Genomic DNA, 25,395 nt, shown 5'->3' with positions numbered 1-25,395 from the left:
ACGGGGGCCAGTGTGATCACAAGAGGGTCATTGACAGGCAGTTTTGTGGGTGTTTAGTGGGCGCTCGGGGGCTCTTCGGGCACGTGTTCGTAACCCAAGATAACGAGACCCGGGCGTTACTTAGCCTTCACAGTCCTGGCAGTACTTGAGACCGTTCTTTTCCAGCGCAATCTGGGACCTGTGGCGGACCAGGAAGCAGGAACCACACGTGAATTCGTCAGACTGCTCCGGGACCACAATGACGGTCAGCTCTTCACCGGAAAGATCGGCGCCGGGAAGGTCGATTCCTTCAGCGGTATCGTTTTCCTCGACGTCGATGACCGCAGTCTGTGCAGTGTTCCCACGTGATGCCTGAAGGGCCTCAAGGGATTCAGCGGGAGACTCTTCTTCTGTCTTGCGCGGGGCATCGTAATCAGTAGCCATTGAGGGTTCGCTTTCGTTGCTGCATAGTGCCTATCTCGGCACCTCAGTGAAGCAGTTTAGGGCATGTTACACGCGATAAACGAATGGTGTGCCCAACGCGACATTCTGCAGCTTTCCATGCAGCTTCTAGGACCCTGTGCCCACCCTCGCGGCGTTCGCTTGGATGGCCTGCGCACTCGCCACTGTGACACCGCTGAGGGCCGGGAGCCACACCAAATTACTCATGTACTCAGGCCCCTCAGCGTCCTCCTCGACCCTGCAATCCAGGACGTAGGCTGCCTCGATCCAGGCCGCGATGGTGGTACCGACTGTGGAGGCAAGCGAGGCCAGTGATCCGATCATGCGCCAACGGTAGCCACCCCGGGTTTGGGGGCAGTTTCCAGTTGGTCACGAGCTTGTTAACTGTCCGGCAGCACGGTTTATCGGTCCTGCAAAGCCTGCTCCACGATGTACTCCGCTATGGCCATGGACGAAGTAGCCCCCGGGGACGGTGCGTTGCGCACCAAAACTGTGTCCCGTCGTCGTGCAATCACAAAGTCGTCCAGCAACGAACCGTCTCCGTTCATGGCCTGCGCGCGGACGCCGCGGGTGCCGGGAAGAATGGTGGCACCCTCAAGTGAGGGTACAAAGCGCATGGCCTCCCGGATGAACTTTTTCTTGCTCACCACGGTCTGGAATTCACGAACAGCTGAGGGCACATTTTGCCGGGCAAAGTTCCAGAATCCCGGAAAGAGCGTGTAATTCAGGACGTCGCGGACATTAATTTCGCTCCACGTATAGGACTCTCGGCCAAAGGAGATAAACGCATTGGGTCCCAGCATCATTTCACCGTCGATGCGTTTGGTGAGGTGCACTCCCAGGAACGGATGCTTGGGATCGGGTACCGGGTAAATAAGGCCGCGCACTTGCTCCCGCGCTTCCTTGCCCAAGAGGAAATACTGCCCGAAGAACGGTACGATCCGTGGCGTTGCCGCCTCGCCGGCCGCCTCGGCCAAGCGGTCCGACTGGAGACCTGCGCAGGCCACGACGAGGTCATAATGTTCGCCGCCGTCCTTGGTGGTGACCACCACGCCGCTGCCCTGTTGCTCGAGCGCTGTCACTTCCTGCCCCAGGCGGATGGTCCCGCCCGAGCTGCGGACGTCCTCGGCGAGCGCGTTGGTGATGGCCGTGTAGTCAACGATCGCCGTTTCCGGCGAGTGCAAAGCGGAAAGCCCGACGGCGTTCGGCTCCACCTCGCGTATCTGCTCGCCATGCAGCATCCGTGCGCCGGGAACGCCGTTGGCTGTGGCGCGGGCGAAGATGTTGTCCAAGCGATCCGATTCCCCGGGTGTTTGGGCGATGACCAGCTTCCCGCATGCTTCGTAGGGCAGGTTCTTCATGGCACAGAATTCCTGCAGCAGCTCCACTCCCCTGCGGCACAGCTTTGCTTTCAGCCCGCCGGGTTCGTAATAGAGGCCTGCGTGGACCACACCCGAGTTGTGCCCGGTTTGGTGTGCGGCGAGCCGGTCTTCCTTTTCGTAGACGGTGACCTGGGCGTCGTCTAGTTTGTTGGCAAGTTCCCTCGCCACCGCAACACCGATGATGCCGCCACCCACCACGGCGCACCGCTTGATGGTCCTCATCTGTGGAGGGTTGGGCATGGCACTCCTCGTCATTGGGTCGGTCCGTGTCACTCACAGCATTTCACAGCGTGTGGCGCGGGCCCGGGGATGGCACGCAAAAGGGGCGGCACTGGAAGTGCCACCCCTTTGTTTGATGCGTGAAGGACTAGGCAGCCGCGGGCTTGTCGAAACGCTGACCGGCCGGGTTGGACGGCAGGAGCGAGAGGACGAATACTGCGAGGACGCCAAGGAACGGCACCAGGACAAGCAGGGCAAGCCAGCCAGTGAAGTTGCCATCATGCAGGCGGCGAACCAGCAGCGCGAGGGACGGGACGAGTGTTGCCAGGCCCCAGATGCCCAGGATGACGTAGAACGCAATGGCTCCGCCGCCGAGAGTGACAACGCCGGAATCGCTGACGGTTGCTCCTGCTGAGCCGACGACTGTTGCGAGGGTGTTGAGGATGGTGGTTACGATGGCGGAAACCAAGGTCCACCACCAGTATTCGCTACGGCTCGCACGGCCGGAGAAGTCGGCGTACTTCTTGAAGAAACGCTTTACAGCGGCGCCAATCGGGGCACCGTAGTAAGGGGCCCACAGCGGCGGCTCGCCGGTCTGTGCGCCGTACTGTTCGGTCTGTTGCGGTTGTTGCGGGTAAGTGCTCATTTTTATATCCCCCGGGTTAGGTGTGAGTTGGGACGAAGCGTCTTACTCAGAGTGAGTCGTGCTTATCGTAATGCCCCAACAGCGAATTAGGCAGTTCGATGGAGGAAATTAACCCGGATTTAGCTTGGTAACGGAATATTTCGTTGGCTGAACAGCATCTTCCATTGCTCTAGCCGACTGCGAAGACGTCGATTTCCACCGCATCCGGGCGGCGGCGCCCCGTTCCCACCGCGATCGTGTGATTCAGCCAGGCCCACTCCGGTGCAGCAGTGGAAAACCGCGGGGTGCACCGGAAGTAGATCAGTCCAGGGTCCACATCTTCTCCCCTATTAAGCCGGGCAATGTCCTCCGCGGCCCCGTGGCGGAGAGCCAGGTTGTGCACGTAAACCACGGCTCCACCATCGAGCTCCAGGGCGTACCTGGCATCCAGCTCCGTCAGTTCAGAACTTCGGAGAATTTGGTAGTCAGCCCCCGCCGGCATTACACGCCCTTGTAACTGTGGCCCGGTTACTGTGCCCCCGACAATGGGCACGATCCGCCGGTGTCCCTCCGGAGTAATACCGGCATCAATAGGTTCGCCTACGTTGACTCTCAAGGTGGTAAGGAACGTCAAGGCGGGCGGCTCCGGAATGGTCCTCACCGGGCGTATTGCTGTCGAAGGTCCGTCTTCCGGATTTTCCCGCTGGCGGTTCGCGGCATCTCCTCGACGAAAACCACCGACTTGGGAATCTTGTACCGCGCCAGCCGGCCCTCAAGATGCGAGCGCAGTTGCTCCTCGGTCAGGGATTCGCCGTCCCGCAAAGTGACGATCGCCCGGGGCACTTCTCCCCATTTCTCGTCATCAACTCCGATCACGGCTACGCTCCCCACAGCGGGCAGCTCCGCAATGGCAGCCTCCACCTCGGCCGGGTAAATGTTCTCGCCACCGGAAATGATCATGTCTTTCATGCGGTCCGAGACGAACAGGAAACCTTCGTCATCCTGGTAGCCCATGTCGCCGGAGCGGAACCACGATGAACCGGAATAGCTTTCACCCGTGGCTTCTGGCCGGTTCCAGTACTCCTTGATCACGTTGGGTCCGGAGATTTGGATCTCGCCCACCTCACCGACGCCGGCAACGCCGCCCAGTGGATCGGCTATCCGCACGTCCGTAAAGAAGTGTGGAAGCCCGGCAGACCCAGCCTTCTCCTTGGATGCGGAGACCGGCAACATGGTGGCCCCGGGCGCGGTTTCAGTCATGCCGTAGCAGCTGGTGAATCCGATGCCGCGCTGCTCGTACGCGTCCAGCACCCTCTGCGGAACCGCGGAGCCGCCGCAGGTGAGCTTGTCCAGTGATGTGAGGTCCGCCGTCGACCACCCGGGATGGTCACAGAGCATCTGGAACGTGGTTGGGACACCGTTGAGCGTGGTGACCTTGTGCTGCCCCACCAGTTCCAGTACGCGGCCGGCGTCGAACTTGGATTCAAGCACCACCGTTGCGCCCTTGAGCAGCATCGGAAGCAGGCCCATGTCCAGGGACGCCACGTGGAACAGCGGCGAAATCATGAGCGCCACATCGTTGCGGTTCAGGTCCATGTCCACCACCGTGTTGATGCAGTTCCAGGTGATGTTGCCGTGCGTAAGGAGCGCCCCCTTGGGCTTGCCGGTGGTGCCTGAGGTGTAGAGAATCATGGCGGCGTCGTCCAGCGTTACGGCTTCATCCAGCGGCGCCGCAGATGCGGCGTCAAGCACCTCGCCATAGTGCTCGACGCCGGATGGCAGCTTGAGAGCGGACGTCTCAGTAACGTCGTCGGACGCGACCACAAGACGGTGGGTTATCTCTGTGTCGAGGGAGGATGCGGCGGCGGCAACCTCCAAAGATGCTGAACTGACCATGAGCCGCGCGCCTGAGTCCTGCAGTTGAAACTGCAGCTCAGGGGCCGCCAACCGGGTGTTGAGCGGGACGAAGATCGCGCCCAGCAGTCCGCAGGCGAAGAACGTCTCCACAAAAGATGGGTGATTCTCGCCGAGGTAAGCCACCCTGTCCCCCTTGGCCACTCCCCTGTCCTTGAGGGCCTGGGCCAAACGGTCGGTCCTGTCTGCAAGGTCCGCGTAGCTCAAAGTCTTCCCACCGGAAATGACAGCCGTTTTGGTCCCGGACTTGATCCGGCGCCGGTGCAGCCAGGATCCAACTCCGTTGTTGTCCATGGTGCCGTACTCCTAACTGACCGTAGAGAGGTCGTTGTTCTTAGACTCCCGCGTCAGCAGGATGAAGACAATCGATACCAGCGACATGACGGACAGGAACACCACCACCGGGACGATGCTCTGGCCGGCGTCCTTGTAGAGTCCGGCAACGATTCCCGGGGTGAAACCAGCACCGATCAGCGTCGCCAACTGGTAACCGACGGCAGCACCGGTATAGCGGTTAGTGGTGCCGAACTGCTCGGAAACGAACGCTGCCAGCGGTCCGTAGAGGGAAGAATGCAGGATCAGCGCCACCGTGAAGGCCAGGAAGACCAAGGCGATGCTGCCGGAGCTGAGCATCCCGAACATCGGGAACAGGTAAAGGATGAACAATGCCAGGCCGGTGACCATGACGGGACGGCGTCCGAAGCGATCAGAGAGCCTGCCACCCAGCAGGACGAACAGGATGGAGATGGCCGAGGCACCTGCGAAAGCATAGAGCACGCCTTGCTGGGGTGCGCCCTTTGATACTGCATAGGTCACTGAGAACGTGGGCAGCACTACCTGCAGGCCGAATCCGGCGGCACCGGCAAACATGATCATGATGAGCGCCTTGGGACGCTTCAGCACTTCCAGCAGCGGGATCTTGCGTTTGGTACCTTGTGCGCTTTCCTTGGCGACGGCTTCGGCGAAGATGGGGCTCTCGGAAACCCGCAGCCTGACGAACATGCCCACGATCAAGAGCACGAAGGACAACAGGAACGGCACACGCCAACCCCAGGCCAAGAACGCGTCCTGGGGAAGGGCCGAGAAGATGCCCATGACCAGGGTGCCGAGAACTGCGCCTGTCGGGGCACCGGCGTTCACGAACGACGCCGCGAAACCGCGCCGCTTGGGATCCGAATGCTCCAAAGCCATTAGTGCGGCCCCACCCCATTCACCGCCGACGGCGATTCCCTGGCAGACGCGCAGGACCACCAGAATCACGGCACCCCAAGGACCGATGACGCTGGCTCCAGGAATCAGGCCAATCAACGTGGAGGCAATACCCATCATCGCCATGGAGATGATGAGCATGCCCTTGCGGCCGATTCTGTCGCCGAAGTGCCCGAAGATGATGCCACCCAAAGGGCGGGCAACATAGCCGGCAGCGAACGTGGCATACGCGGCCACTACGCCCACCCACTCATCAGTACCGGCGAAAAACACCTTGGGGAAGGCAACCGCTGCAGCCGTTGCGTACAGCAGGAAGTCGTAGAACTCTATGGTGCTGCCCAGATAGCTGGACATGATGACCGTGCGCGCCTCTTTGCGCTTTGCGGCCGTGCTCGACGGTGCGAGCGCAGTGTGTCCTGACATGGCTGTTCCTTGGGAGAGGAGGGAAGGGAATGATTTTTACTTGTAGAAACGGTTCCTACTTGTAGAAACGGGCGAGGAACTCGGCGACGACAGCTGGCCGTTCCTGGCCTTCAATTTCGATGGTGGCGTTGACCTTGATCTGGGCGCCGCCTTTGACTTCGGTGACTTCGGCGATGGAGCCCTTCATGCGGACTTTGGAGCCGACTTTCACCGGGGAGGTGAAGCGGACTTTGTCCAGGCCGTAGTTGACCTTGGTGGTCACGCCTTCGACGTCGAACAGCTCGCCCCAGAACGGGATGATCAGGGACAGGGTGAGGAAGCCATGTGCGATAGGGGCTCCAAAGGGGCCGTCCTTGGCGCGTTCAGGATCGGTGTGGATCCACTGCTGGTCATCCGTGGCATCGGCGAACAGGTTGATCTGCTGCTGGGTGATCTCACGGTAATCGGTGGTGCCAAGGTCCTTGCCGGACATGGTGAGCAGGGTGTCGAAATCGACGACGAGATTGGGCATCTTTGCCTCCTGTGTTGTTGTTTGAATACTGGTTGTTGCCTGAAGAGCAGGCGCTTAGCGGGTGAACGCGCCCTCGCCTGTGAGGGCGCGGCCGATGATGAGGGCGTTGATCTCGTGGGTGCCTTCGTAGGAATAGACAGCTTCAGCGTCGGCATGGAAACGCGCGACGTCGGCGGCGAGGGTGATGCCGTTACCGCCTACCACTTCGCGGGCGAGGGCGACGGTTTCGCGCATCATCAGACTGGTCTGCATCTTGGCCAGGGCCGAATCCTGGTCCCTATAGATCCCCCAGCCCTGCTGTTCGGTGAGCCGAACCACCAGGGAGAGTGACGCGGTGATGTTTCCCAGCATCCGTGCCAGCTTTTCCTGCACCAGCTGGAAGGAACCCAGCGACCGGCCGAACTGCTGGCGTTCTTTGACGTACGTCAATGCAGCCTCGAACGCGCCTGCTTGGATGCCGGTGGCGATCCATGCAACGTCCGAGCGCATCGCGCGCAGCATCGCGGCGACGTCCTTGAAGGAATCCACGTTATGCAGGCGCATGGCCTCGGGAACCCGGACATTGTTCAACGTGATGTGGGCGTTCTGCATCATCCGCAGCGAGGTCTTCCCATGGATTTTCTCCAGGCTGACACCGGCAGCAGTTCGGTCCACGAGGAAAGCTTTGACCTGACCGTCCGCGACGTCACGGGCGAACACACACAGCACATCCGCCGTGGAAGCTCCCCCGATCCACCGCTTCGCACCATCCAGAACCCAGCTGCCGCCGTCGAGATCGGCATCGAAACGGGCGGTGGTGGAAAGCCCGCCGGCGATGTCCGAACCATGCTCGGGTTCAGTCAGTGAGAAGACGCCCTTGAGCGAGAAATCGATGACCTTGGGCATCCACTCCTTCTGCTGCTCTTCGGACGCCCCCACCCGGATCGCGGTCCGGAACAAACCAGCCTGAGCCGTGTACCACGTAGCCAACGACGCATCAGTGCGGGCAAGTTCGAAGATCCGGAAGCCGTGGAAGATCCCCCTTGCCGGGGCGTCCACCGTGAGATCAGCCGGTTCCATCAGGTCAAGGTCGATCAATGGTTGAGAGAGTTGTTCCGGGAACTCGCCCCGCTCCCAGTACTCGGCCAGCAAAGGTTTCGCCTGGGTGTCAAGGAAGTTCCGGAGCCGGCCAAGAACTTGGCGTTCCCCGGTGGTCAGCAGCGCTTCGGCGTCGTACCAGTCCGCTACGGAGTACAGTCGCTGATCCACGCTGGCCACCGCGCTCGCCGTGGTGGTCACTTCAACCACCCAGCCCGAGTAGCCGGACGGCGTTGTCCTTGAGGATCTTGGGCCGCACTTCGTCCTTCAGTGGCAGGTCAGCGAACGCACCCAGCCACTTCTGCGGCGTGATCAGCGGGAAGTCCGTTCCGAACAGCACTTTGTCCTGCAGCACCGAATTGGATAGACGAACCAGCGACTCCGGGAAGTACTTGGGCGACCATCCGGACAGGTCAATGAAGACGTTGGATTTGTGCGTCGCGATGGAGTTCGCTTCGTCCTGCCACGGTACAGAAGGGTGGGCCATGATGATCTGCAGCCCAGGGAAGTCAGCGGCCACGGCGTCCAGTAACAACGGGTTTGAGTAAGCCAGCTTGATCCCATATCCGCCCGGAAGACCGGCGCCCATACCGTTCTGGCCTGTGTGGAAGATACACGGAAGTCCCAGTTCCTGGAGGGTTTCCCACAGTGGATAGAACGTCTCGTTGGAGGGGTCGAAACCCTGCAGCGACGGGTGGAACTTGAACCCACGGGCACCGAGCTCCACGGCCTGGTGCTTCGCCCCGGCGATCGCTTCCTCGCCCGTGCGGGGATCCACACTGCCGAACGGGATCAGCACATCGTTGTTCCGGGCAGCCCCGGCAATCAGTTCCGGAATGCTGTTCGGTTCGTGCTTGAGCTGGGTCCGGGCGTCAACAGTGAAGACGACGGCGGCCATGTTCAGCTCGCGGTACACCTCGGCGATCCGGTCCAGCGACGGCGTTCGATCTTCGGCTTTGAAATACTTTGCCGAAGCCTCGGTCAGGGCCTCAGGGAGTGAGCCATGACCACAGCTGTCCACTTCGAGGTGGACGTGCATGTCGATCGCATCGAGCGCGGAAGCATCGATGCCCAGTTCGTAGCGGTCGGCCATGATCAGCGTGCCTGGGCTGCTTCCGGCTTAGCCGCTTCAGGCCTAGCCGGTTCGGGCTGCAGGTCCTCGGGAAGCGGCAGGAAGTCCTCACCGAAGCTTTGCAAAGCACTCGCACCGAACAGTGATCCGGCACTTTCCTTCAGTGCCTCGTAGCTCCAGCCGCCCTCACGGTATTCGGTGCTCGCCGCCGTCGGGTGCGTCCAAACCTGCAGCCGGTCACCGCCGGCACCGATCGCCTGGCCGGTGATCCCGCCAGCTGCATCTGAGGCAAGGAACGCGATCAGCCCGGCGACGTCGTCGGCCGTTCCAAAACCGAGGTCGTGACGGAAGAAGGACGGCATCGCCTCACCTCGTTCCTCCGCCTCAACAGCCTTCTGGAAGTACGGAACAGTCTTGGTCATGGCCGTAGCGGCCACCGGGATCACGGAGTTGACGGTCACGCCAGCCTTTTTCATCTCCAGCGCCCATGTCCGAACCATGCCCACAATCCCGGCCTTTGCTGCAGCGTAGTTTGTCTGCCCGAAATTGCCGCGCTGGCCGGTCGGCGAACCGATGGTGATGATCCGGCCGGCGATGTTGTTCTCCTTGAAGTACGCAAACGCCTCCCGGACGCACGTGAAAGTCCCCTTCAAGTGCACGTTAATGACCAGGTCAAAGTCCTCATCGGTCATCTTCAGCAGGCTCTTGTCCCGCAGGATCCCGGCGTTCGTTACCAGAATGTCCAAGCGGCCAAACGCTGCAACAGCGCCGGCCACCAAAGCCTTCGCAGCATCCGTGCTCCCCACCGGAACCACCACGGCGGTGGCCCGGCCGCCGTCGGCCTCAATCAGTGCAACAGCCTGTGCGGCGGTCTCAGCGTTCACGTCGTTGATCACGACGGCGGCACCCTGGCGGGCGAGCTCCCTCGCGTAAGCGAGTCCAAGACCCTGTCCACTTCCAGTGACGATTGCAACCTTGCCGTTCAAGCTCATGGCGTGCTCCTTCGCATGCAGTAACCGGCTGGAGCCGGTGAGGCCGATCCCACTGCGTCGTGAGATCCTTGTCATGATCAATGAGAATACGGATCATTGAAAAAGTCAACGATTGTTTTTCATTACTATTGGAGTTGTCATGGGCCCGCAAAGCACCGAAGTGGAAACCCCGCGCCTGGCCGGAGCAAAAATCGGCAGCGATGTGGGTCTGTTGCTGGCCAAACTGCATGCCACAGGCTCACTCCTGAACAACAAGGCCCTGGCTGATTACGGCCTCCGGGAGCGGTCTTTCTCCGTGCTGACACTCGCGTGCAGCGGGTTGGAACCTACCCAACGTGAGCTCGCTGATTTCCTCAGCCTAGATCCCAGCCAAGTGGTCAGCCTTGTCGACGACCTCGAACACCGCGGACTGGTGAAGCGAGCCCAAGGCAAGCAGGACCGCCGAGCCAAGATCATCGTCTCCACAACCGAGGGCCGACGGATCCACAACAAGGCGCGGGCAGCGCTGGAAGTGTGCGAGCAAACCCAACTCGCGGCGCTTAGCGAGGATGAGAACGCGCAGCTAAGGGCGCTGCTGAAGAAAGCGCTGTGGGGCTAGGCTCGGCGCCGCCGGCCCGAACTTGGGGCGATCGATGGACATCTGCACAGGAGCCCCCGGCTACCGTATGCACCTGTCCATATCGGCATCCTGGCTCTTCTGTCAGGATCGGAGACTATGAACTTCCCTCTCTTCCACGATCCCCTGCAGGGCACCGTCACCGTTGACGCACCTGTTCGTGATCCTCAAATCCACCGCCAGACCCGTGCCACCAACCGGCCGGCCCGGCAGGCAACACATGGCTCCAAGCCTGTGCGAAGCTCACGGCAGCGTGAGGTAGCCAAAGTCGCCGAAGACCTCCAGGCCTTGATGGCGAGGACCACTGGGCGGCACTAGTCTTGTGAGCCTCCCAAGCCAGCCACCCTTTCCTGTGAATAACCCGCTACCATCCACTTCATGGGCATCCACATCGGCACCTCGGGCTGGAGCTACGACCATTGGGAGAACGTGCTGTATCCCGCGGGCCTCCCTGTTGCCAAGCGCCTGGCCCACTACACAGCCCGGTTCAACACGGTGGAACTGAATGCCAGTTTCTACCGATGGCCTCGCGACACGTCCTTCGCGAGTTGGAGGGAGCGGCTCCCGCCCGGCTTTGCCATGTCGGTGAAAGCGCCGCGGGGCCTCACGCACGGCAAAAAACTATATAGTCCAGAAGTTTGGGTGGAACGGATCGTCCGCTGCTGGCACGAACTCGGCGACAAAAGGGCTGTGCTGCTGGCGCAGCTCCCGCCAGGTTTTGAACGCGACGAAGCCCGCCTCGACTACTTCCTGGCTACCCTCCCGCAGTGGATTCGCGTCGCCGTCGAGTTTCGCCATGACAGCTGGGACCACCCGGACGTCTACGCCCTGCTGGAACGCCGAGGTGCTGCCTACTGCATCATGAGTGGCGCCCATCTGCCGTGCATCCTCCGGGCCACCGCACCGTTCGTGTACGTTCGACTGCACGGCCCGGACCATGAGCACCTCTACGGCGGCTCATACTCCGATGACGATCTCCAATGGTGGGCGGACCGGATTCGCGAGTGGGACGGCGCCGGCAAGGATGTCTACGTCTACTTCAACAACGACGGCGGTGGTAACGCCGTGCGGAATGCTGACACTTTGCGGTGGCTGCTTGGGGTCGGCTGACCTCACTACGCCAAGCGTCCGCGCACGATCTCGCTTACAGTCTTGCCGTCAAAACGTCCTGCAACCTTGGCGGTGACGGGCTTCATCACGGCTCCGATGGAACGCATGGAAAGCTCTTGACCGTCAGCCTTCAGTGCCTGGATGGCGTCGTCGACGATCGCCTCTACTTCTTCCCTGGTGAGGGCCTTCGGCAGGTAAGCCTCGATGATTTCAGCCTCAGCAACTTCGGCGGCTGCACGGTCATTTTCGCCGGCCTCCGTGTAGATGCGGGCTGTGTCCCGGCGCTTGGCGGCTTCCTTTTGAAGCAGTGATGTGACCTGGGCGTCGTCCAGCTCCACCGGAGTCTTCCCGGACTTCTCGCGGGTAGTAATCTCGCCCAGCACGTTGCGGACAGTAGTAAGGGCGGTCTTGTTGCCGGCCTTCATGTGGTCGACGACGTCGGCTTTCAAGCGCTCTTTGAGTGTCATGATGTTGCTCCTTGTTCGGGGTTCCTCCTGCTATCTTTCCAGCTTGGGTGCTCAAGCGGGTCTCCCTCCGCACGAACACAGAATTCATGCTTGAAATCTGAATAGTAAGCATGCTTAGCTTATCGAGTCACTGGAAATCAGGTTTGCCCGCGAAACCAGCTGATATGCCAACCGCACAAAGGAGCCGTAGCGCTTAGGAGGAACTCCCATGCCACTTTCAGAAAGGGAGCGCAAAGTACTGCAGCAGCTTGAGCGCGAGCTCTTCATCCAAGACCCGGATTTGGCCCGGCAATTGGAATCCGGGGTTCCCGTAGGCGGTCCTGTTCAACCCCGCATCCGCGACGTCATGGCCGCCGCCGTCGGAGTGCTGTTGATCCTGCTGTCCATCCCTCTGCACGTATTTCCGCTTGCCTTGGCCGGCATACTCCTTGTTGCCCAAGCACTTTTGGCTCACAGGACTTACAAAAACGAGTCCTCGTCAAGACTCCTTTGAAGGCAATGCACCCGGCGGATCCTGTTCCGTTGGTTCCTTCTCAATCGGTCCGCTGACCACTACCTGCGCAGGGCTGTGGAGGAGGTAGCCGTTGAGCCAGGAGAACAAGGCCCGGATCTTTTGTTGGACCCCGGACAACAGTGCGAGGTGCACCAAAAGCCAGGACAAGAAGGCAAGGATGCCTTGCAACTGGAGGCGCTTGCGGCCCAGCTCTGCCACTGCGGCGCCACGCCCCACCATCGCCATATAGCCTTTGTCCACATAGCGGAAGGGCGTCCGGCTGCCACCACTGAGCTCCGCGAGGATGTTCTTAGCGGCCCATTTTCCGGCCTGTTGAGCGACCGAACCCAGTTGCGGCAATTTTGCACCCGTTGAATCCGTGATGTTGGCTGCATCTCCAATGACGTAGACGCCTTCCGCATCCGGGGCAGTCAAGTCGGTACGGACATCGATACGCCCGCCTCTCCCCTGAGCAAGACCCGAGCCGGCAATGAGGTCGCCCGCTTTCAGGCCCCCGGCCCACACCACGATTTGTCCGGGTACAGAACTCCCGTCCGCCAAAGTCACCCCGTCCTGCCGGACTTCAGTCACGCCCACACCCATGTGCAGTTGGACTCCCACCTTCGTCAAGTGGTCCGTGGCATAGCTCTGGGACTTCTTGGAGAACATGTTCAGGACACTGGGAACCATATCCACCAGATGCACCCGACAACGCGCTGCCAGCTCCGGCGAGAAGTACTTGCTCACAACGTATTTGACGTTTTCGGCCATTGCTCCAGCCGTTTCAACACCAGTGGGCCCGCCTCCCACCACAACGACATCCACCGACCCGTCGGGGTTTCTGTCAGCCTGGTCCAACAACCGGGTGAGGCCCGTCCCAAGCCTCGTGGCATCGGTGACCGAATACAGCGGAAAGGCATGCTCTTCCGCGCCGGGGGTATTGAAGAAGTTCGGGACCGCCCCGACCGCGATGACCAGGATATCGGCACGCATGACGCGACCATCAGACGTCCTGACCACTCGATCAGCGGCGCTAACGGATTCCACCTTCGACGTCAGAACCTTGACTGTTTTGTAGCGGCGGAAAACCGAACGAAGCGGCCGGGCGATGGCCGACACTCCGATTTGCGAGGTTGCCACTTGATAAAGAAGCGGCTGGAACTGGTGGTAGTTGTTCGAGTCGATCAGCAAGACGCGAACACCCTTGCGCCCGAGCTCCTTGGCTGCTGCTACGCCCGCGAATCCGGCACCGACAATGATGACTGGGTATGAGTCCTCCATGCGAGCAACTTACTTCACTCCACCTCCGGACAACAGGGGTTCGCGATCGCCGTCGAGCGTTTATCTTCTGGCCCTGTGGGTACGCAGTGGGTAGTGTTCTGCATTCGGCGACGCACGCGAAAGGGTGATCTTTGTGAATGAGGACGGGCTGACGGACGCAGTGCAGGAGGCCGGCGCTGTGGAGTTGCTCCTGATCCGGCATGGCGAGAGCGAAGGCAACGTGGCCGCAACCGAGGCTCGTTTGGCCGGAGCCGAAGTGATTGATGTTCCAGCCAGGGACGCTGATGTGAACCTGTCGGGTACCGGAAGGGATCAGGCCAAAGCACTGGGAACGGCACTGGCCCGGATCGCCGATGAGCTCCGTCCGGATGCAGTTGTCTCCTCCCCCTATGCACGGGCCAGGCAGACCGCGGAAATCGCTGTTGAGACTGCCGGCTGGCCCGTGAAGGTGCTCACCGATGAACGCCTCCGCGACCGGGAACTGGGCATCTTGGACCGGCTTACACGTTTGGGCGTGGAGACCCGATATCCGGACGAAGCCGAGCGGCGGCTGTGGCTGGGCAAGCTCTACTACAGGCCGCCGGGCGGGGAATCGTGGGCTGACGTCGCGCTCCGCCTTCGTTCAATCCTGGATGAGCTCAATACCCTGGGAACAGGGCACCGGGTGATGCTGGTCTGCCACGACGCCGTCATCCTGCTGGTCCGTTATGTCCTGGAGGGCATGTCCGAGCAAGAAATTCTTGACCTTGCAGCGACCACGTCAGTGCTGAATGCATCCATCACCCGGTACGTGCGGCCTTCGGGCGCGGGGCCCTGGGAACTTGAGAGCTTCAATGTGGCTGACCACCTCACAGAACAGGGTGTCACCGTCACAGAGCACGCCGGAGATGCCAGTGTCCACCCACAATGATTCCAGCACACCCACACTGGTGACACCGTCGCTTCTGCGTGACTGGCCGCTGCCGGCGCCCGGAGAAGACAAGTACTCACGCGGTGCCGTGTTGGTCATTGGCGGAGCCCGGGCGACCCCCGGCGCGGCTTTGCTCGCCGGAACCGCAGCCCTTCGTGCCGGCGCGGGAAAAATTACCTTGGCCGTGGCCGAATCCGTGGCCGTGCACGCGGGAGTTGCACTGCCGGAGTGCGGCTCAATCGCCCTGCCCGAGACCGCCGAGGGGTCCGTGACAGGTGAAGGAATGGAGAGGATCTCGTCGTACTTGGAACGGGCCGACGCCGTGCTGATCGGCCCGGGTTTGGACGATCCCGAACTCGCCGAATCGCTGCTGCGAGCGCTGCTTGAGCGGGAGGAACCCCGCGGAGCCACGGACGACGGCGGAGCTCCCGCCGTCGTTCTCGATGCCTATGCCTTGGGCGGGTTGGTGAAGATCGAGGATGAGTTGGGACCGTGGCGTGGCCGGCTGATCCTGACTCCGAACCCCACGGAAACCGGAATTCTTCTGGGCAGGGACGTGGAGGATCTTGGGGCTGATGTTGCTGAGGTCGCCCGGCGGTTTGATGCGGTGGTGAGTTGCCAGGGATACATCGCCGCTCCGGAGCCCACGGAGGACTCGATGCTGTGGAAAATCACCACCGGCTACGGCGGCCTGGGGACGTCAGGCAGCGGCGATGTGTTGGCAGGGGCCATCGCCGGACTCCGTGCACGCGGTACCAGCGATGCCCAAGCCGCGTGCTGGGGCACCCATCTTCACGCGGCCGCCGCCGACCGTCTGGCCAGCAAGCTCGGGCCCTTGGGGTTCCTTGCCCGGGAACTCGCGGACGAACTGCCAGCCCTCATGCTGGAGCTCAATACCTGATTCCCCTAGTCTGCCTGCATGGGGATCATGGGAAGCAGCACTAAATCATCGCGGGTGATAGTCAGCATTGTTGGGCTGCTTGGGATAGCGGCGTACGCTCTTTTCGCGGCGTTGCAGATCCTCGTGTGGAATCCTCTCGCCGCTGTTCCGGGTGCCACCCTGGACGAGATACATGAGGGCCTGGCCCGGCACAACGAATCAATTTCGTTGGCCGCGGTGTTGACGTGGTCAAGCATTGGAACGGTTCTTGGTGCCGTTGTGGTTCTGCTGACTGCGAGACGCGTTATTTCACGGATGAGAACCGTGGTGATTCTCCAGCTCTTGATCTTGGTGCTCGGCGCTCCTATGTATTTCTTCGCGTCCTTCTCCGCAGGCATGGCCCTGGCAGACGCCTTCTTCATATCCGGCGGCGACTACTCTCCTTGGGGCAAGCTGCTGTATCTCGTGAGCGGGACGGCATTGACCGGACTGCTAATGGTGATGATCTTTCGTGGAAAGTCCGGAGTGCATCCGGCCCGCACCTAGGCAGGCTTCAGCAATTCATGCTCGACGACGGCGGTGCGCGACAGGGTTTTGTAGCCCTCCTGTTCGAACAGAACAGTCATGACATCGTCCTCGTGCCGCATCACCAGGCCCGGACCCCATTCTTTGTGGATCACAGTGGACTGCAACGGAAACAGGTTCTCTGCGTCTGAGGTGGGGTGCCCGGTGGAACCCGGCCCGGCGTCGTCGTGAATTTCAGCGCAGGCATCGCAGTTGCCGCAGGGCTCCGGCAGGTTCTCCCCAAAGTAGCCCAGCAGGAACTGACGACGGCAGTCATCTGTCTCCGCAAAGCCTCGCATCATGGTGAGCCGCGACTGGTCCACGCGTTGCCGCGCCTCAGCCAGTTCGACGGCTCGGTCCACTAATGTGCTCAGTTTGGCTTTGGAGCTGAGGCGGATGCCGCGCTTACCGGTCCTCACGGCGCCGGTTTCCTCCAACTGGTTCACCAGTGCCGTGACACGGCGGGCAGGGAAACCGGTGAGCTCCACCAATGCGGTCTTCGGAGCAGGTGCACCGGCATTCTTGATGACTTTCAGCACGGTCATGAGCGCCTCCGCGTCCGGGGAGTGGGTGGCGAAGAACTTGCGCAGCCCAAGGTCCTCGGCACGGTAGTGCAGTATCGCGGAAGCCGGTTCACCATCGCGGCCCGCGCGGCCGATTTCCTGGTAGTAAGAGTCCAGGGACTCCGGAATGTCGGCGTGCACCACGAACCGAACATTGGGTTTGTCGATTCCCATGCCAAAGGCAGTGGTAGCCACCACGACGTCCAGTTCATCATCCAGGAATTGCTCATGGATACTCTCCCGGTCGGAGTCCGTGCGGCCTGCGTGATACGCCTCGGCACGGAGACCGTGCTCTACCAGCTTGGCCGCGTATTTCCCCGTGTCCTTGCGGGTGGCGGCATACAACAGCCCCAGGCCCTCCGCCTTGGCAAGCGCTACGACTTGTTCCACTACGGCTTGTCGCTTGCCCTTGTCCTCCTGGTGCCGGACAACGTCGAGGCTGATGTTGGGGCGGTCGAACCCTCGAACCAGGACCAGCGGCTCTGTCATGCCGAGTCGCTTCACGATTTCGTCACGCACTGGTGGGGACGCCGTTGCGGTGAGGGCTATGACCGGCGGCTTGCCCAAGCGTTCGCGGACATTGCCCAGTTCGAGGTAGTCCGGCCGGAAGTCGTGGCCCCAGGAGGAGACGCAATGTGCCTCGTCCACCACGAACATGGTGATGTCCAGCTTAGCGATCCGCTCCACGGTCTCCTGCTTGGCCAATTGCTCGGGGGCAAGGAACAGAAAGGTTGCTTTGCCGGTCTCGGCTGCCTGCCAGGCTTCCTCCACCTCTGAATCGCTTCGGGATGAATTGATGGCGACGGCGGCGCCCTCACCCAAGTCATCCGTCAACCCGTCCAGCTGGTCTTCTTGTAAGGCAATGAGGGGAGAAACGACGACGGCGGGCCGGCCCGTTTGGTTGTAAAGGTGCAGCGCTGCGACTTGATAGGTAGCAGACTTTCCATAGCCGGTGGGCATGACAGCCAGGACATCACGCCCCTCTATCAGCGCGGTCATGCCGGCGAGTTGGCCGTCGCGCAGCTCGGGCAAGGAAAAGGAAGAGGCCGCCAGAGCGGTCAGGGCAAGGTCATCGGACATTAAGGTGTGGCTCCGCGTTGTGGTTCCTGCGGCCACTTGCATCAGCCGAGGTGACCAGCCTAGCGCGGGCGGGCACCCGCCGTCGTACGCTGTTTCTCCGGTTGTGGATAACCTCGCATTCGTGACGTCAGCGCGAGGCCGCGGAGCCTACCTGATAGACAAGATGGATGACGCGGATCCCGGAAACGATCACGGGATCGTCGAGCATGACGTCCGTTGCCAAATCTCCGAACCAACGGATTCCGCTTCCCAGCAGTACCGGCACCAAGTCAACACGGAGTTCGTCCATGACACCACGGCGCAAGCACTGCTGCACCACGTCCGCGCCGGCAACGCCAATCTCCTTACCAGCCGCCAGGTGGGCGGCACGCTCCAGGGCCGTGTCCAGGTCCCCTACGAATTCAAACGGCACGGGCTTGCCATCCCGCCGGACAGGTGGCCAGCCCGCCGGGGGTTCGCGGTGCGTCAGGACAACGGTTGGTGACTCATTGGGCGGGTGACCGCCCCACCCCTTTGCCACGTCGAAGATCCGCCTGCCGGAGATGAACGCTCCCTCCCGCGGAAGTGACTTCCAGTAGTCGGCGTCGGCTTCACTGAGATGAAACGGCACAGGGTGGCCTGGCATCCAGGTTTCCACGGATCCGGCCTCGTACCAGTCGAATAAGGGGCCGACGCCGTCATCCTCACGGGCGATGAATCCATCAAGGGACATGGAAAACTGGGCTGATACGCGGCTGTTCCTGTACATGGAATCAGTGTCGTGGCACCGCTGGAGTTGTCAAGGACGCTGCCCGGCCGCAAGGGTCGTCAGGGTACTTATAAACGGTGGCAGTTGTGCCTATGCTTAGTCCCATGGAGCCCACTTCAGCCATCCTTCTAGTGCTTATCGGCGTGGTTGTCTGGCTCGGAGCCACCATCCTCCCCTTGGCCCTGCTTCCCTCGTCGCGCGCCGAGGAGGAGCACAAGCCCAGAGCACGCCACCCCCGCCAGCCTCGACGTGAGCCGCGCGCCGTCCACCGCTTTCGACCATCCTCACTGAAGGTCCGCTCGGGTCACCATGCCCATGCGCGGCCCCACGGCGCTTAGCCCAGGGGCCGCACACTACAGCCCGGCTACAGCGGATTGCCAAACTCCCGGATGGTGATTCCGGTGAAGTCCGCCGGGCCACCGTCCGAATACAGTGAAAGCCCTGTGTCGCCGTCTGCGAAGTGAACCTGCTGTGAAATCACGGTGTGTCCCGAGTTCACAAATACCTCAACGCTCTGCGTGTCCACGAAGATGCGCAGATGGACTGACCGCGCATTGGCATCGATGGGCGCTGCGGCCCGAACGTAGGGCATCAGTGTGTACCCACTTTGGTCTGAAGGCGCACGGTCGACGTATAACTCGTCGCCGTACTTGCCGATATTGGTATGACGGGAACCGTCCGGGGAACGGCCAACAGATACGCCAACGTTCGTTGCCAGATTCCAGGAAACGTGAAGCTCAAGCTCATAAGCACGCCCGCTCCATGGCAGTACCACGCTGCCGTCAACCGTACGGTCGGGCAGGGCCGTGGTGGCAGTGACGTAGCCTTGCAGCGCGCCAACCGGAGCGCTGAGCAAGCTGTACCAGCCTCCCGATTGGCGTTCCAGGTGCAGTTCCCGCGTGATTGAGTTCTGCCCGTTGTAGCCGTCGGAGGCATCTGTGGGTACGTCACGGGCGGCGTACTTCCAGTTGTTCATCCAAGCGATTGCCAGGCGCTTCGTTTCGGGGGCCTCGACGGAGGGCCACGTGACGGCGGCGTACCAATCCCATCCCCAATCGAGCCATTGCGGCGTGAGGTCATCAGCAACGAATGCCGTGCCGTTCCAGGCACCCGTCCAATAGGCAAAGGTCATCGGCAGATCGACGCTGTAGGCATCCATGCTCGCGCCGAACACCCAATGCCGGGTGCCGTCGTCGGCGGTCATCTCAAACAGATCCGGACATTCGATACCTCCCAGGGCGTGGTTCGGGTAGTCGAAGTTGGATTTCCAGTTCCAGTCCCGCAGGTTTGCTGAGGTGTAGAACGCTGCATACCGCGCCCGTCCGATCACGCACACCCACTCATTGCGCACTCCGTCCCAGTGGATCTTCGGGTCACGGAACCACTCTGCGTTCTCAATCTCAGCTTGGGTGGTGGCGGTTCGTCCGTCAGTGTTCACGATTACCGGGTCCGGGAGGACGGAGAACGTGTAGCCGCCGTCGGTTGACCAGTAGAGATATTGCTCCTGGAACTTTCGAATGCCGCCAGTTGGCTGAGTGGCCAGTGCGACTACCGCACCGGCACCGAAACCAGCGGTGTTCGCGGTGTCCACCACCGCCGATCCCGACCACACCGGGAAATCGGGCTGCAAGGGCATCACCACACCGTGGTGTGTGAAGGCCACGCCGTCGCCCGTAGTTGCGTGGTCCCATCCGCCCGGGCCGTTGTTCTGGCCGGAGTGGAGATAGTAGAGCTGGTAGGCGCCATAGGTGTGGACGGGACGTTGCGGGTCACACAGCCAGCCCGAAGGTGGAGTCATGTGGTAGACGGCCCGAAGTGACGCCGGGGCGTCTGCGGCTGCGGGGGCGGCGTTGCTCAAGAACAAGGCGAAGGCGCCAGCGCCTGCGCCCTGCAGTGCAGTGCGACGAGAGATTTCGTACGTCATTGATTCGTTCCTCTCAAGGTTCGGCGCAACAGCGCGCCGAAGGGCCATTCATGCGGTGGGGGAAGCCGAAGCTATGCAGGACCCTAGCTGCACCGCCTGGCGACGGTCAAGCGTTTTAGCAAGAGCAAAAATATTAGGAATGAATTTTGCTAAAACGCTTGAACAGTCTTGAATTACACGCTAGCTTTCAGTGATCAAACGCTTTAGCAGAATGGACATCAGCGCAGATGAAACGCTCAGTCTTTTTCCAGCCCTCCGACGGATGGGTTGGGGACCTCATCCCCTTCGAGAAGGACGGGGAGTTCCGGCTCTTCTACCTTCACGAAGACCGCTCAGACCCGAAACCCGGCACCTCATGGAATCTGGTCACCACAAAAGACCTCACCCAGTTTGAGGACCATGGCGTTTCGTTGCACCACGGCAGCGAAACCGACCTGGACTTCAACGCCTACACGGGCAGCATCATCACGGACGGGTCCGGCGTCCACCACCTGTTCTACACCGGTCAGAACCCCCGCAATCTCGGCCCGGACGGCGTGCCCCTTCAATTGGTCATGCACGCCACGAGCTCTGACGGTATGGAAACCTGGCAAAAGCACCCCGAGCTCACCTTCGGCGCTCCGGACGGCTACGAGTCCGGTGATTGGCGTGATCCCTTTGTGTTTTGGGATGACAGCAAGAACCAGTGGCGGATGCTTCTCGCGGCAAGGCACTCAACAGGGCCGGAACGGCGCCGCGGCGTCATCGCGCAGTGTGTGTCCACGGACCTGATGACCTGGCAGCACACTGAACCGTTCTGGGATCCGCGCCGGTACATCACGCACGAATGCCCGGACGTCTTCTCTTGGGGAGACTGGTGGTACATGGTGTACTCCGAGTTCTCGGAATCGTTCACCACCCGGTACCGCATGTCCAAAAGCCCCGACGGGCCGTGGACCGTGCCCACGCTGGACAGCATCGACGGCCGCGCCTTCTATGCGTCAAAAACCGCAGAGCGGGACGGACGGCGCTTTTTCTTCGGATGGATTGCCAGTAAGGAAGGCAACGCAGATCAGGGTCCATGGCAGTGGGCCGGAACAATGTCCGTGCTGGAAGCCCTCCAAAACCCCGACGGGACACTCGGCTTTTCGTTCGCAGATGAACTCGTGGAGAGCTTCTGGGACGACGTCCCCGCGTCCCTTGCGGGTTCCTTGCCGGCTTTGCTCCACGTGCCGGACGGTTACACCGCTATGGTCTCCGACGAGGAAATGCCCCGACAGTTTTACGCCAAAGCTGTCATTGACATCGCCGCCAACACCACCGAGTGCGGGCTGCTGCTGCGATCAAGCGACGACGGCGACCGGTCCTACGTTCTGCGATTGGAACCCAAACGCGGGCGACTTGTCTTCGACCGCTGGCCGCGCACCATCACGGGGGACGCACAGTGGCATGTCTCGGGCGACGTCCCCTTCGACATCGAACTCGAGCGGCCCTGCGACCTCACCCCTGGCGAGCACACCCTTGAGGTCATCGTCGACGGCGACATTTGCGTCGCCGTCGTCGACCGTCAGGTTGCGCTCAGCACCAGGATTTACGACCTGACGGCAGGGAGGATCGGCGTCTTCGCCGGCGAAGGAACCGCCACCGTCACCGAACTTGAGATACGTCAGCGCACCGACAACTGAATACCGCCCCATCCCCAACCTCTGTTCAATCAAGGGAGATTGCCGCCATGAAGAAACTATTCCGTGCCGCTGCCGTCGCAGCCGCCGCTGCCCTGGCTTTGACCGCCTGCGGCGGCGGAGGAGCCGCCAGTGACCCCTCCAACGTCAGCCCCACCGGCGAGATCAAGCCCCGCGAAATATCCTGGCTGCTCTCCAGGCCCGCCGACGGAGCTGTCATCAACATCATGAAGAAACTCGCGGACGACTACGCCAAGGAACACCCAGGCTTCGCACTGAACCTCATCACCACCCCGGACCGGCCCTCGTACATTCAAAAGCTTGAAACCCTGGCCGCAGCCAACAAGCTACCGGAATTGTTCGATACCGATGCCACCCCCTTCGCCCAGGAACTGGCCAAGCAAGGCAAAATGGTGGACGCCGATAAGCTCCTGAAGTCACTGGACATTTACGACGATTACCGGCCCGGTGCACTGGACTATCAGCGCTTCGACGACGGCTCCCTGTACATGATTCCGTTCCAGTTCGAACTCGAATTCATCTGGTACAACAAGGCCCTGATGCAGAAGGCCGGCGTTTCCGTGCCGAAGTCCCTCGACGACATTCCCGCCATGTGCACTGCCCTGCGGAATGCCGGGATCACCCCGATCGCCATCGACGGACAGGACCAGTGGCCGCTGGAACGCTACATCGCGTACCAGCCGTTCCGTGAAGCGGGACCCGATTTCGTCCAGAAGCTAAAGAAGGGCGAGGCGTCCTTCTCGGATGCCGCCGGCCAGAAGACCGTGAAGTGGATGGCTGACCTTGGCAAGGCCAAGTGCTTCCAGGAGGGCTTCTCCGCCCAGGGATATTCGGACGCGCAGAACCAGTTCACCTCGGGACAGGCCGCCATGTACAACATCGGCACCTGGGAACTTCCCAGCCTCGCCACGGACAAGCTCAACCCTGATGTGCGGGACGACATCGATTTCTTCACCTTGCCCACCACTGGAAGTTCGGTGACTGCTGCAAACGAGTTCGTATCACCCTCCGGCATTGGCATGGCAGTGAACTCGAAGACCTACGACCCGCTGGTGAGCGACTTCCTGAAGTTCGCCCTGGAGAAGTACCCGGCTGAATACGCTGCCACCGGGGCCCTCTCCCCCACCACCAACGTACAAACGACCATCCCGGCGAACGCGACTCCGTTGTACAAGAAGGCGCTCGAAACGGCCAACACCCTTGGGGACAAGCAAGCAATGCCGTGGGACACCCAGCTGGACCCCACCACCAACGGCCGGCTGCAACAGGAACTCGTCCTCCTGGTCCAGGGCAACATCACGCCCGAACAGTTCACCAAGACCATGGACGACGCCATCAAGCAGAACGCCCCCAAGTTCTTCAAGTAAACCCAAGCGGCGGGGGCTCCCAAGGCCCCCGCCCGAAAGGCCCACCATGCTACCCAACAGGTCAAGGACCTCGGTCCTGGTCTTCCTGCTTCCACCGCTGCTGCTCTACTGCGCAGCCGTACTCTTCCCGATTCTTCAGTCGCTGTTCCTCAGCTTCTTCTCGTGGAACGGCATCAGCGAGATGGAGTTCGTAGGCCTCGCCAACTACGTCCGGATGCTCACCGCAGACGACATTTTCTGGAGGTCCTTCTTCAACGCACTCCTGTACCTGGCCATCTGCCTGGTGCTGCAGCTCGGCGGAGCACTGGTCGTAGCCAGCCTGCTCACATCACTTCGCCGGGGCCGGGAACTCATCAAAACCCTCTACTTGCTGCCAGCTGTGATCTCCACCGTAGCGATCGCATTCCTCTTCATCCGCATCTACTCCATTGACCCCGTTGGCCTGTTGAACCAACTGCTGCATTGGCTAGGTTTGGGTTCCTTTGAGCGGGCTTGGCTCTCCGATGTAAACACCGTCCTGGCAGCCGTATCCGCCCCCGAAGGCTGGCGGTTCACCGGACTTTACATGCTCATCATTTACGCTGCCCTGATCGCCGTGCCCAAGGAACTGGAAGAAGCAGCGGTCCTTGACGGGGCATCGAAGTGGACACTCTTCACCAAGATCCGGTTTCCCTACATACGTCCCGTGTGGATTACCACCACCATCATGGCCACCACCTACGGCCTGCGCGGTTTCGATATCCCGTACCTCATGACCAACGGTGGCCCCGGGCAGTCCTCCGAGCTGCTCACCACCTACATGTACAAGACGGCCTTCACCAGCACGGACTTCGGCTACGCAAGCACAATCTCCGTCTTCATCGTGATCGAGTGCCTCGTCGCCGTCGGCCTCATCTTGTTCATGCTTAAGCGGAAGGCAGACTAATGATCACCCAAACAGCCCCTTCTACCCCGCGCGCGACAGTTCCGCCGTCGCCGGTTATTAAACGACGGCGGCGTAAGCCGAGCCTGTACCGGACACTCTCGCGGGTCCTGATGATGCTCATCGTGATAGTTCAGGTCTACCCGCTCGCCTGGCTGTTCGTTACCAGCCTGCGGACGGAACACGACTTCGCAACCGGCGATCCCTTCGCTCTTCCCAGCTCGTTGACGTGGGAAAACTATGCGAGGGCCTTCGAAACCGGCGACCTGGGCCGAAACATCCTGAACAGTTTCATTGTCACCATGGGCGCCAACATCCTCATTGTGTTGTTCGGCATGATGGCTGCCTACGCCATTCAGGTTCTCGGCTTCCGCCTGAGCCGGTTCGTCCGCGGTTTGTTCCTGGTGGGGATCATTGTTCCCGTTCAAATCGCTTTGGTCCCACTGTTCATCGATTACTCCGCAGTGAACCTGTTGGACACCTACCAGTCAATGATCATCCCCCTGGCTGGCTTTGCCTTGCCCATGTCCATTTACCTGTTCTCATCCTTCTTCGAGTACATTCCGCGGGAAACCTACGAGGCCGCGTCCCTGGATGGTGCCGGCCCGTACAGGATTTTCGGTTTGATCACCCTGCCTCTTTCACTGAACACCGTGGTCACTGTTGTCTTGGTGAACAGCATCTTCATTTGGAATGACTTCATCTTCGCCAACACTTTTGTTCTTTCCGAGGACTTGAAGACGATTCCGCTGGGCCTGCAGAACTACATCGGGGCCATGGGCAAAGTGGATTGGACTGCGACCTTTGCGGCGGTCTGCGTGACCATCACTCCCCTGCTCTTGGTCTTCCTGGTCCTCAACAAGGCAATGATTCAAGGCTTGGAAAGCGGGGCGAATAAGGGATGAGCGCCACGGCAGACGGAT

At 61.1% G+C, this 25,395-nt stretch carries 28 protein-coding genes; 12 read left to right on the top strand and 16 right to left on the bottom strand.

Annotation, left to right across the window (positions count from 1 at the left end):
- Positions 1-120: 120 nt before the first annotated feature.
- The 11 genes from AC6CH8_RS00395 to AC6CH8_RS00345 form a co-directional block, all read right to left on the bottom strand.
- The gene (locus tag AC6CH8_RS00395) at positions 121-423 is read right to left on the bottom strand and encodes a DUF4193 domain-containing protein (RefSeq protein WP_420180278.1); all 303 of its coding nucleotides are present in this window, start codon (positions 421-423) and stop codon (positions 121-123) included.
- Between the two features lie 126 nt (positions 424-549).
- Positions 550-765: a hypothetical protein gene (locus tag AC6CH8_RS00390; RefSeq protein ID WP_498188195.1), complete on the bottom strand. Its 216-nt coding sequence runs from the start codon at positions 763-765 to the stop codon at positions 550-552.
- A 77-nt stretch (positions 766-842) separates the two neighbouring features.
- Positions 843-2,063, bottom strand: a complete 1,221-nt coding sequence (lhgD, locus tag AC6CH8_RS00385) for an L-2-hydroxyglutarate dehydrogenase (RefSeq protein ID WP_498188194.1) — start codon at positions 2,061-2,063, stop codon at positions 843-845.
- A 127-nt stretch (positions 2,064-2,190) separates the two neighbouring features.
- A complete protein-coding gene (locus AC6CH8_RS00380; protein ID WP_091465656.1) occupies positions 2,191-2,688 on the bottom strand; it encodes a DUF805 domain-containing protein in 498 nt (165 codons plus the stop codon).
- Between the two features lie 169 nt (positions 2,689-2,857).
- Positions 2,858-3,328, bottom strand: coding sequence for a DUF3237 domain-containing protein (locus tag AC6CH8_RS00375; RefSeq protein ID WP_498188191.1), 471 nt, complete (start codon positions 3,326-3,328; stop codon positions 2,858-2,860).
- Positions 3,325-4,875, bottom strand: a complete 1,551-nt coding sequence (gene menE / locus AC6CH8_RS00370; RefSeq protein ID WP_498188189.1) for an o-succinylbenzoate--CoA ligase — start codon at positions 4,873-4,875, stop codon at positions 3,325-3,327. Before menE ends, AC6CH8_RS00375 begins: the two co-directional genes overlap by 4 nt.
- A 12-nt stretch (positions 4,876-4,887) precedes the next feature.
- Positions 4,888-6,213, bottom strand: a complete 1,326-nt coding sequence (locus AC6CH8_RS00365) for an MFS transporter (protein ID WP_091465651.1) — start codon at positions 6,211-6,213, stop codon at positions 4,888-4,890.
- A 55-nt stretch (positions 6,214-6,268) separates the two neighbouring features.
- Positions 6,269-6,724, bottom strand: a complete 456-nt coding sequence (locus tag AC6CH8_RS00360) for a MaoC family dehydratase (protein ID WP_091465649.1) — start codon at positions 6,722-6,724, stop codon at positions 6,269-6,271.
- Positions 6,725-6,778: 54 nt separating this feature from the next.
- Positions 6,779-8,002, bottom strand: coding sequence for an acyl-CoA dehydrogenase family protein (locus tag AC6CH8_RS00355; RefSeq protein WP_498188186.1), 1,224 nt, complete (start codon positions 8,000-8,002; stop codon positions 6,779-6,781).
- Between the two features lies 1 nt (position 8,003).
- On the bottom strand, positions 8,004-8,894 hold the full coding sequence (locus AC6CH8_RS00350; RefSeq protein ID WP_091465648.1) for an amidohydrolase family protein: 891 nt from the start codon (positions 8,892-8,894) through the stop codon (positions 8,004-8,006).
- Positions 8,895-8,896: 2 nt separating this feature from the next.
- Positions 8,897-9,865: an SDR family NAD(P)-dependent oxidoreductase gene (locus tag AC6CH8_RS00345; RefSeq protein WP_498188184.1), complete on the bottom strand. Its 969-nt coding sequence runs from the start codon at positions 9,863-9,865 to the stop codon at positions 8,897-8,899.
- A 139-nt stretch (positions 9,866-10,004) separates the two neighbouring features.
- Between AC6CH8_RS00345 and AC6CH8_RS00340 the strand changes: the two genes are divergently transcribed.
- From AC6CH8_RS00340 to AC6CH8_RS00330, 3 genes are all read left to right on the top strand, one after another.
- Positions 10,005-10,463 carry a MarR family winged helix-turn-helix transcriptional regulator gene (locus tag AC6CH8_RS00340; protein WP_178996166.1) on the top strand — a complete coding sequence of 153 codons (459 nt, stop codon included), beginning with the start codon at positions 10,005-10,007 and terminating at the stop codon, positions 10,461-10,463.
- A gap of 117 nt (positions 10,464-10,580) precedes the next feature.
- Positions 10,581-10,799, top strand: coding sequence for a hypothetical protein (locus AC6CH8_RS00335; protein WP_420180269.1), 219 nt, complete (start codon positions 10,581-10,583; stop codon positions 10,797-10,799).
- A gap of 60 nt (positions 10,800-10,859) precedes the next feature.
- A complete protein-coding gene (locus AC6CH8_RS00330; RefSeq protein ID WP_498188181.1) occupies positions 10,860-11,591 on the top strand; it encodes a DUF72 domain-containing protein in 732 nt (243 codons plus the stop codon).
- 5 nt (positions 11,592-11,596) lie between these two features.
- Here the strand turns inward: AC6CH8_RS00330 and AC6CH8_RS00325 are convergent, their stop codons facing one another.
- The gene (locus AC6CH8_RS00325) at positions 11,597-12,058 is read right to left on the bottom strand and encodes a GatB/YqeY domain-containing protein (RefSeq protein ID WP_054809390.1); all 462 of its coding nucleotides are present in this window, start codon (positions 12,056-12,058) and stop codon (positions 11,597-11,599) included.
- Between the two features lie 208 nt (positions 12,059-12,266).
- Between AC6CH8_RS00325 and AC6CH8_RS00320 the strand changes: the two genes are divergently transcribed.
- Positions 12,267-12,551, top strand: a complete 285-nt coding sequence (locus AC6CH8_RS00320) for a DUF3040 domain-containing protein (protein ID WP_498188178.1) — start codon at positions 12,267-12,269, stop codon at positions 12,549-12,551.
- On the opposite strand, the gene AC6CH8_RS00315 is transcribed toward AC6CH8_RS00320, so the two are convergent.
- Positions 12,537-13,832, bottom strand: coding sequence for an NAD(P)/FAD-dependent oxidoreductase (locus AC6CH8_RS00315; protein ID WP_498188177.1), 1,296 nt, complete (start codon positions 13,830-13,832; stop codon positions 12,537-12,539). The genes AC6CH8_RS00320 and AC6CH8_RS00315 overlap by 15 nt on opposite strands.
- A gap of 124 nt (positions 13,833-13,956) precedes the next feature.
- Between AC6CH8_RS00315 and AC6CH8_RS00310 the strand changes: the two genes are divergently transcribed.
- Genes AC6CH8_RS00310 through AC6CH8_RS00300 form a run of 3 tightly spaced genes read left to right on the top strand, consistent with a single transcriptional unit; the run spans position 13,957 to position 16,168 of the window.
- On the top strand, positions 13,957-14,742 hold the full coding sequence (locus AC6CH8_RS00310) for a histidine phosphatase family protein (protein ID WP_498188175.1): 786 nt from the start codon (positions 13,957-13,959) through the stop codon (positions 14,740-14,742).
- Positions 14,720-15,643, top strand: a complete 924-nt coding sequence (locus AC6CH8_RS00305; protein WP_498188174.1) for an NAD(P)H-hydrate dehydratase — start codon at positions 14,720-14,722, stop codon at positions 15,641-15,643. Before AC6CH8_RS00310 ends, AC6CH8_RS00305 begins: the two co-directional genes overlap by 23 nt.
- 18 nt (positions 15,644-15,661) lie before the next feature.
- Entirely contained in the window at positions 15,662-16,168 is a 507-nt protein-coding gene (locus tag AC6CH8_RS00300) for a hypothetical protein (protein ID WP_498188173.1), read from the top strand.
- Here AC6CH8_RS00300 and AC6CH8_RS00295 read toward each other — a convergent pair.
- Together AC6CH8_RS00295 and AC6CH8_RS00290 are read right to left on the bottom strand one after the other, a co-directional pair.
- Positions 16,165-17,829: a RecQ family ATP-dependent DNA helicase gene (locus AC6CH8_RS00295; RefSeq protein ID WP_498188171.1), complete on the bottom strand. Its 1,665-nt coding sequence runs from the start codon at positions 17,827-17,829 to the stop codon at positions 16,165-16,167. The genes AC6CH8_RS00300 and AC6CH8_RS00295 overlap by 4 nt on opposite strands.
- A gap of 127 nt (positions 17,830-17,956) precedes the next feature.
- Complete coding sequence (locus tag AC6CH8_RS00290) at positions 17,957-18,577, bottom strand: dihydrofolate reductase family protein (RefSeq protein WP_498188170.1); 621 nt, start codon at positions 18,575-18,577, stop codon at positions 17,957-17,959.
- A gap of 104 nt (positions 18,578-18,681) precedes the next feature.
- Between AC6CH8_RS00290 and AC6CH8_RS00285 the strand changes: the two genes are divergently transcribed.
- Complete coding sequence (locus AC6CH8_RS00285) at positions 18,682-18,915, top strand: hypothetical protein (protein WP_139025136.1); 234 nt, start codon at positions 18,682-18,684, stop codon at positions 18,913-18,915.
- Positions 18,916-18,941: 26 nt separating this feature from the next.
- On the opposite strand, the gene AC6CH8_RS00280 is transcribed toward AC6CH8_RS00285, so the two are convergent.
- Positions 18,942-20,501, bottom strand: a complete 1,560-nt coding sequence (locus AC6CH8_RS00280; RefSeq protein WP_498188168.1) for a glycoside hydrolase family 32 protein — start codon at positions 20,499-20,501, stop codon at positions 18,942-18,944.
- A gap of 227 nt (positions 20,502-20,728) precedes the next feature.
- Here AC6CH8_RS00280 and AC6CH8_RS00275 point away from each other — a divergent pair, with 227 nt between their 5' ends.
- From AC6CH8_RS00275 to AC6CH8_RS00260, 4 genes are read left to right on the top strand one after another with little or no spacing between them, the layout of a single operon-like run.
- Positions 20,729-22,165 carry a family 43 glycosylhydrolase gene (locus AC6CH8_RS00275; RefSeq protein ID WP_498188166.1) on the top strand — a complete coding sequence of 479 codons (1,437 nt, stop codon included), beginning with the start codon at positions 20,729-20,731 and terminating at the stop codon, positions 22,163-22,165.
- A 47-nt stretch (positions 22,166-22,212) separates the two neighbouring features.
- Entirely contained in the window at positions 22,213-23,550 is a 1,338-nt protein-coding gene (locus tag AC6CH8_RS00270) for an ABC transporter substrate-binding protein (protein ID WP_498188164.1), read from the top strand.
- Positions 23,551-23,596: 46 nt separating this feature from the next.
- Complete coding sequence (locus AC6CH8_RS00265; RefSeq protein WP_091465608.1) at positions 23,597-24,475, top strand: carbohydrate ABC transporter permease; 879 nt, start codon at positions 23,597-23,599, stop codon at positions 24,473-24,475.
- Complete coding sequence (locus AC6CH8_RS00260; RefSeq protein WP_179019932.1) at positions 24,475-25,377, top strand: carbohydrate ABC transporter permease; 903 nt, start codon at positions 24,475-24,477, stop codon at positions 25,375-25,377. Before AC6CH8_RS00265 ends, AC6CH8_RS00260 begins: the two co-directional genes overlap by 1 nt.
- Positions 25,378-25,395 lie beyond the last annotated feature (18 nt).

This window comes from Paenarthrobacter sp. GQ52 (assembly GCF_059759005.1).
The sequence above is the reverse complement of the archived record's forward strand: the minus strand, read 5'-3'. Positions and strand labels throughout refer to the sequence as shown.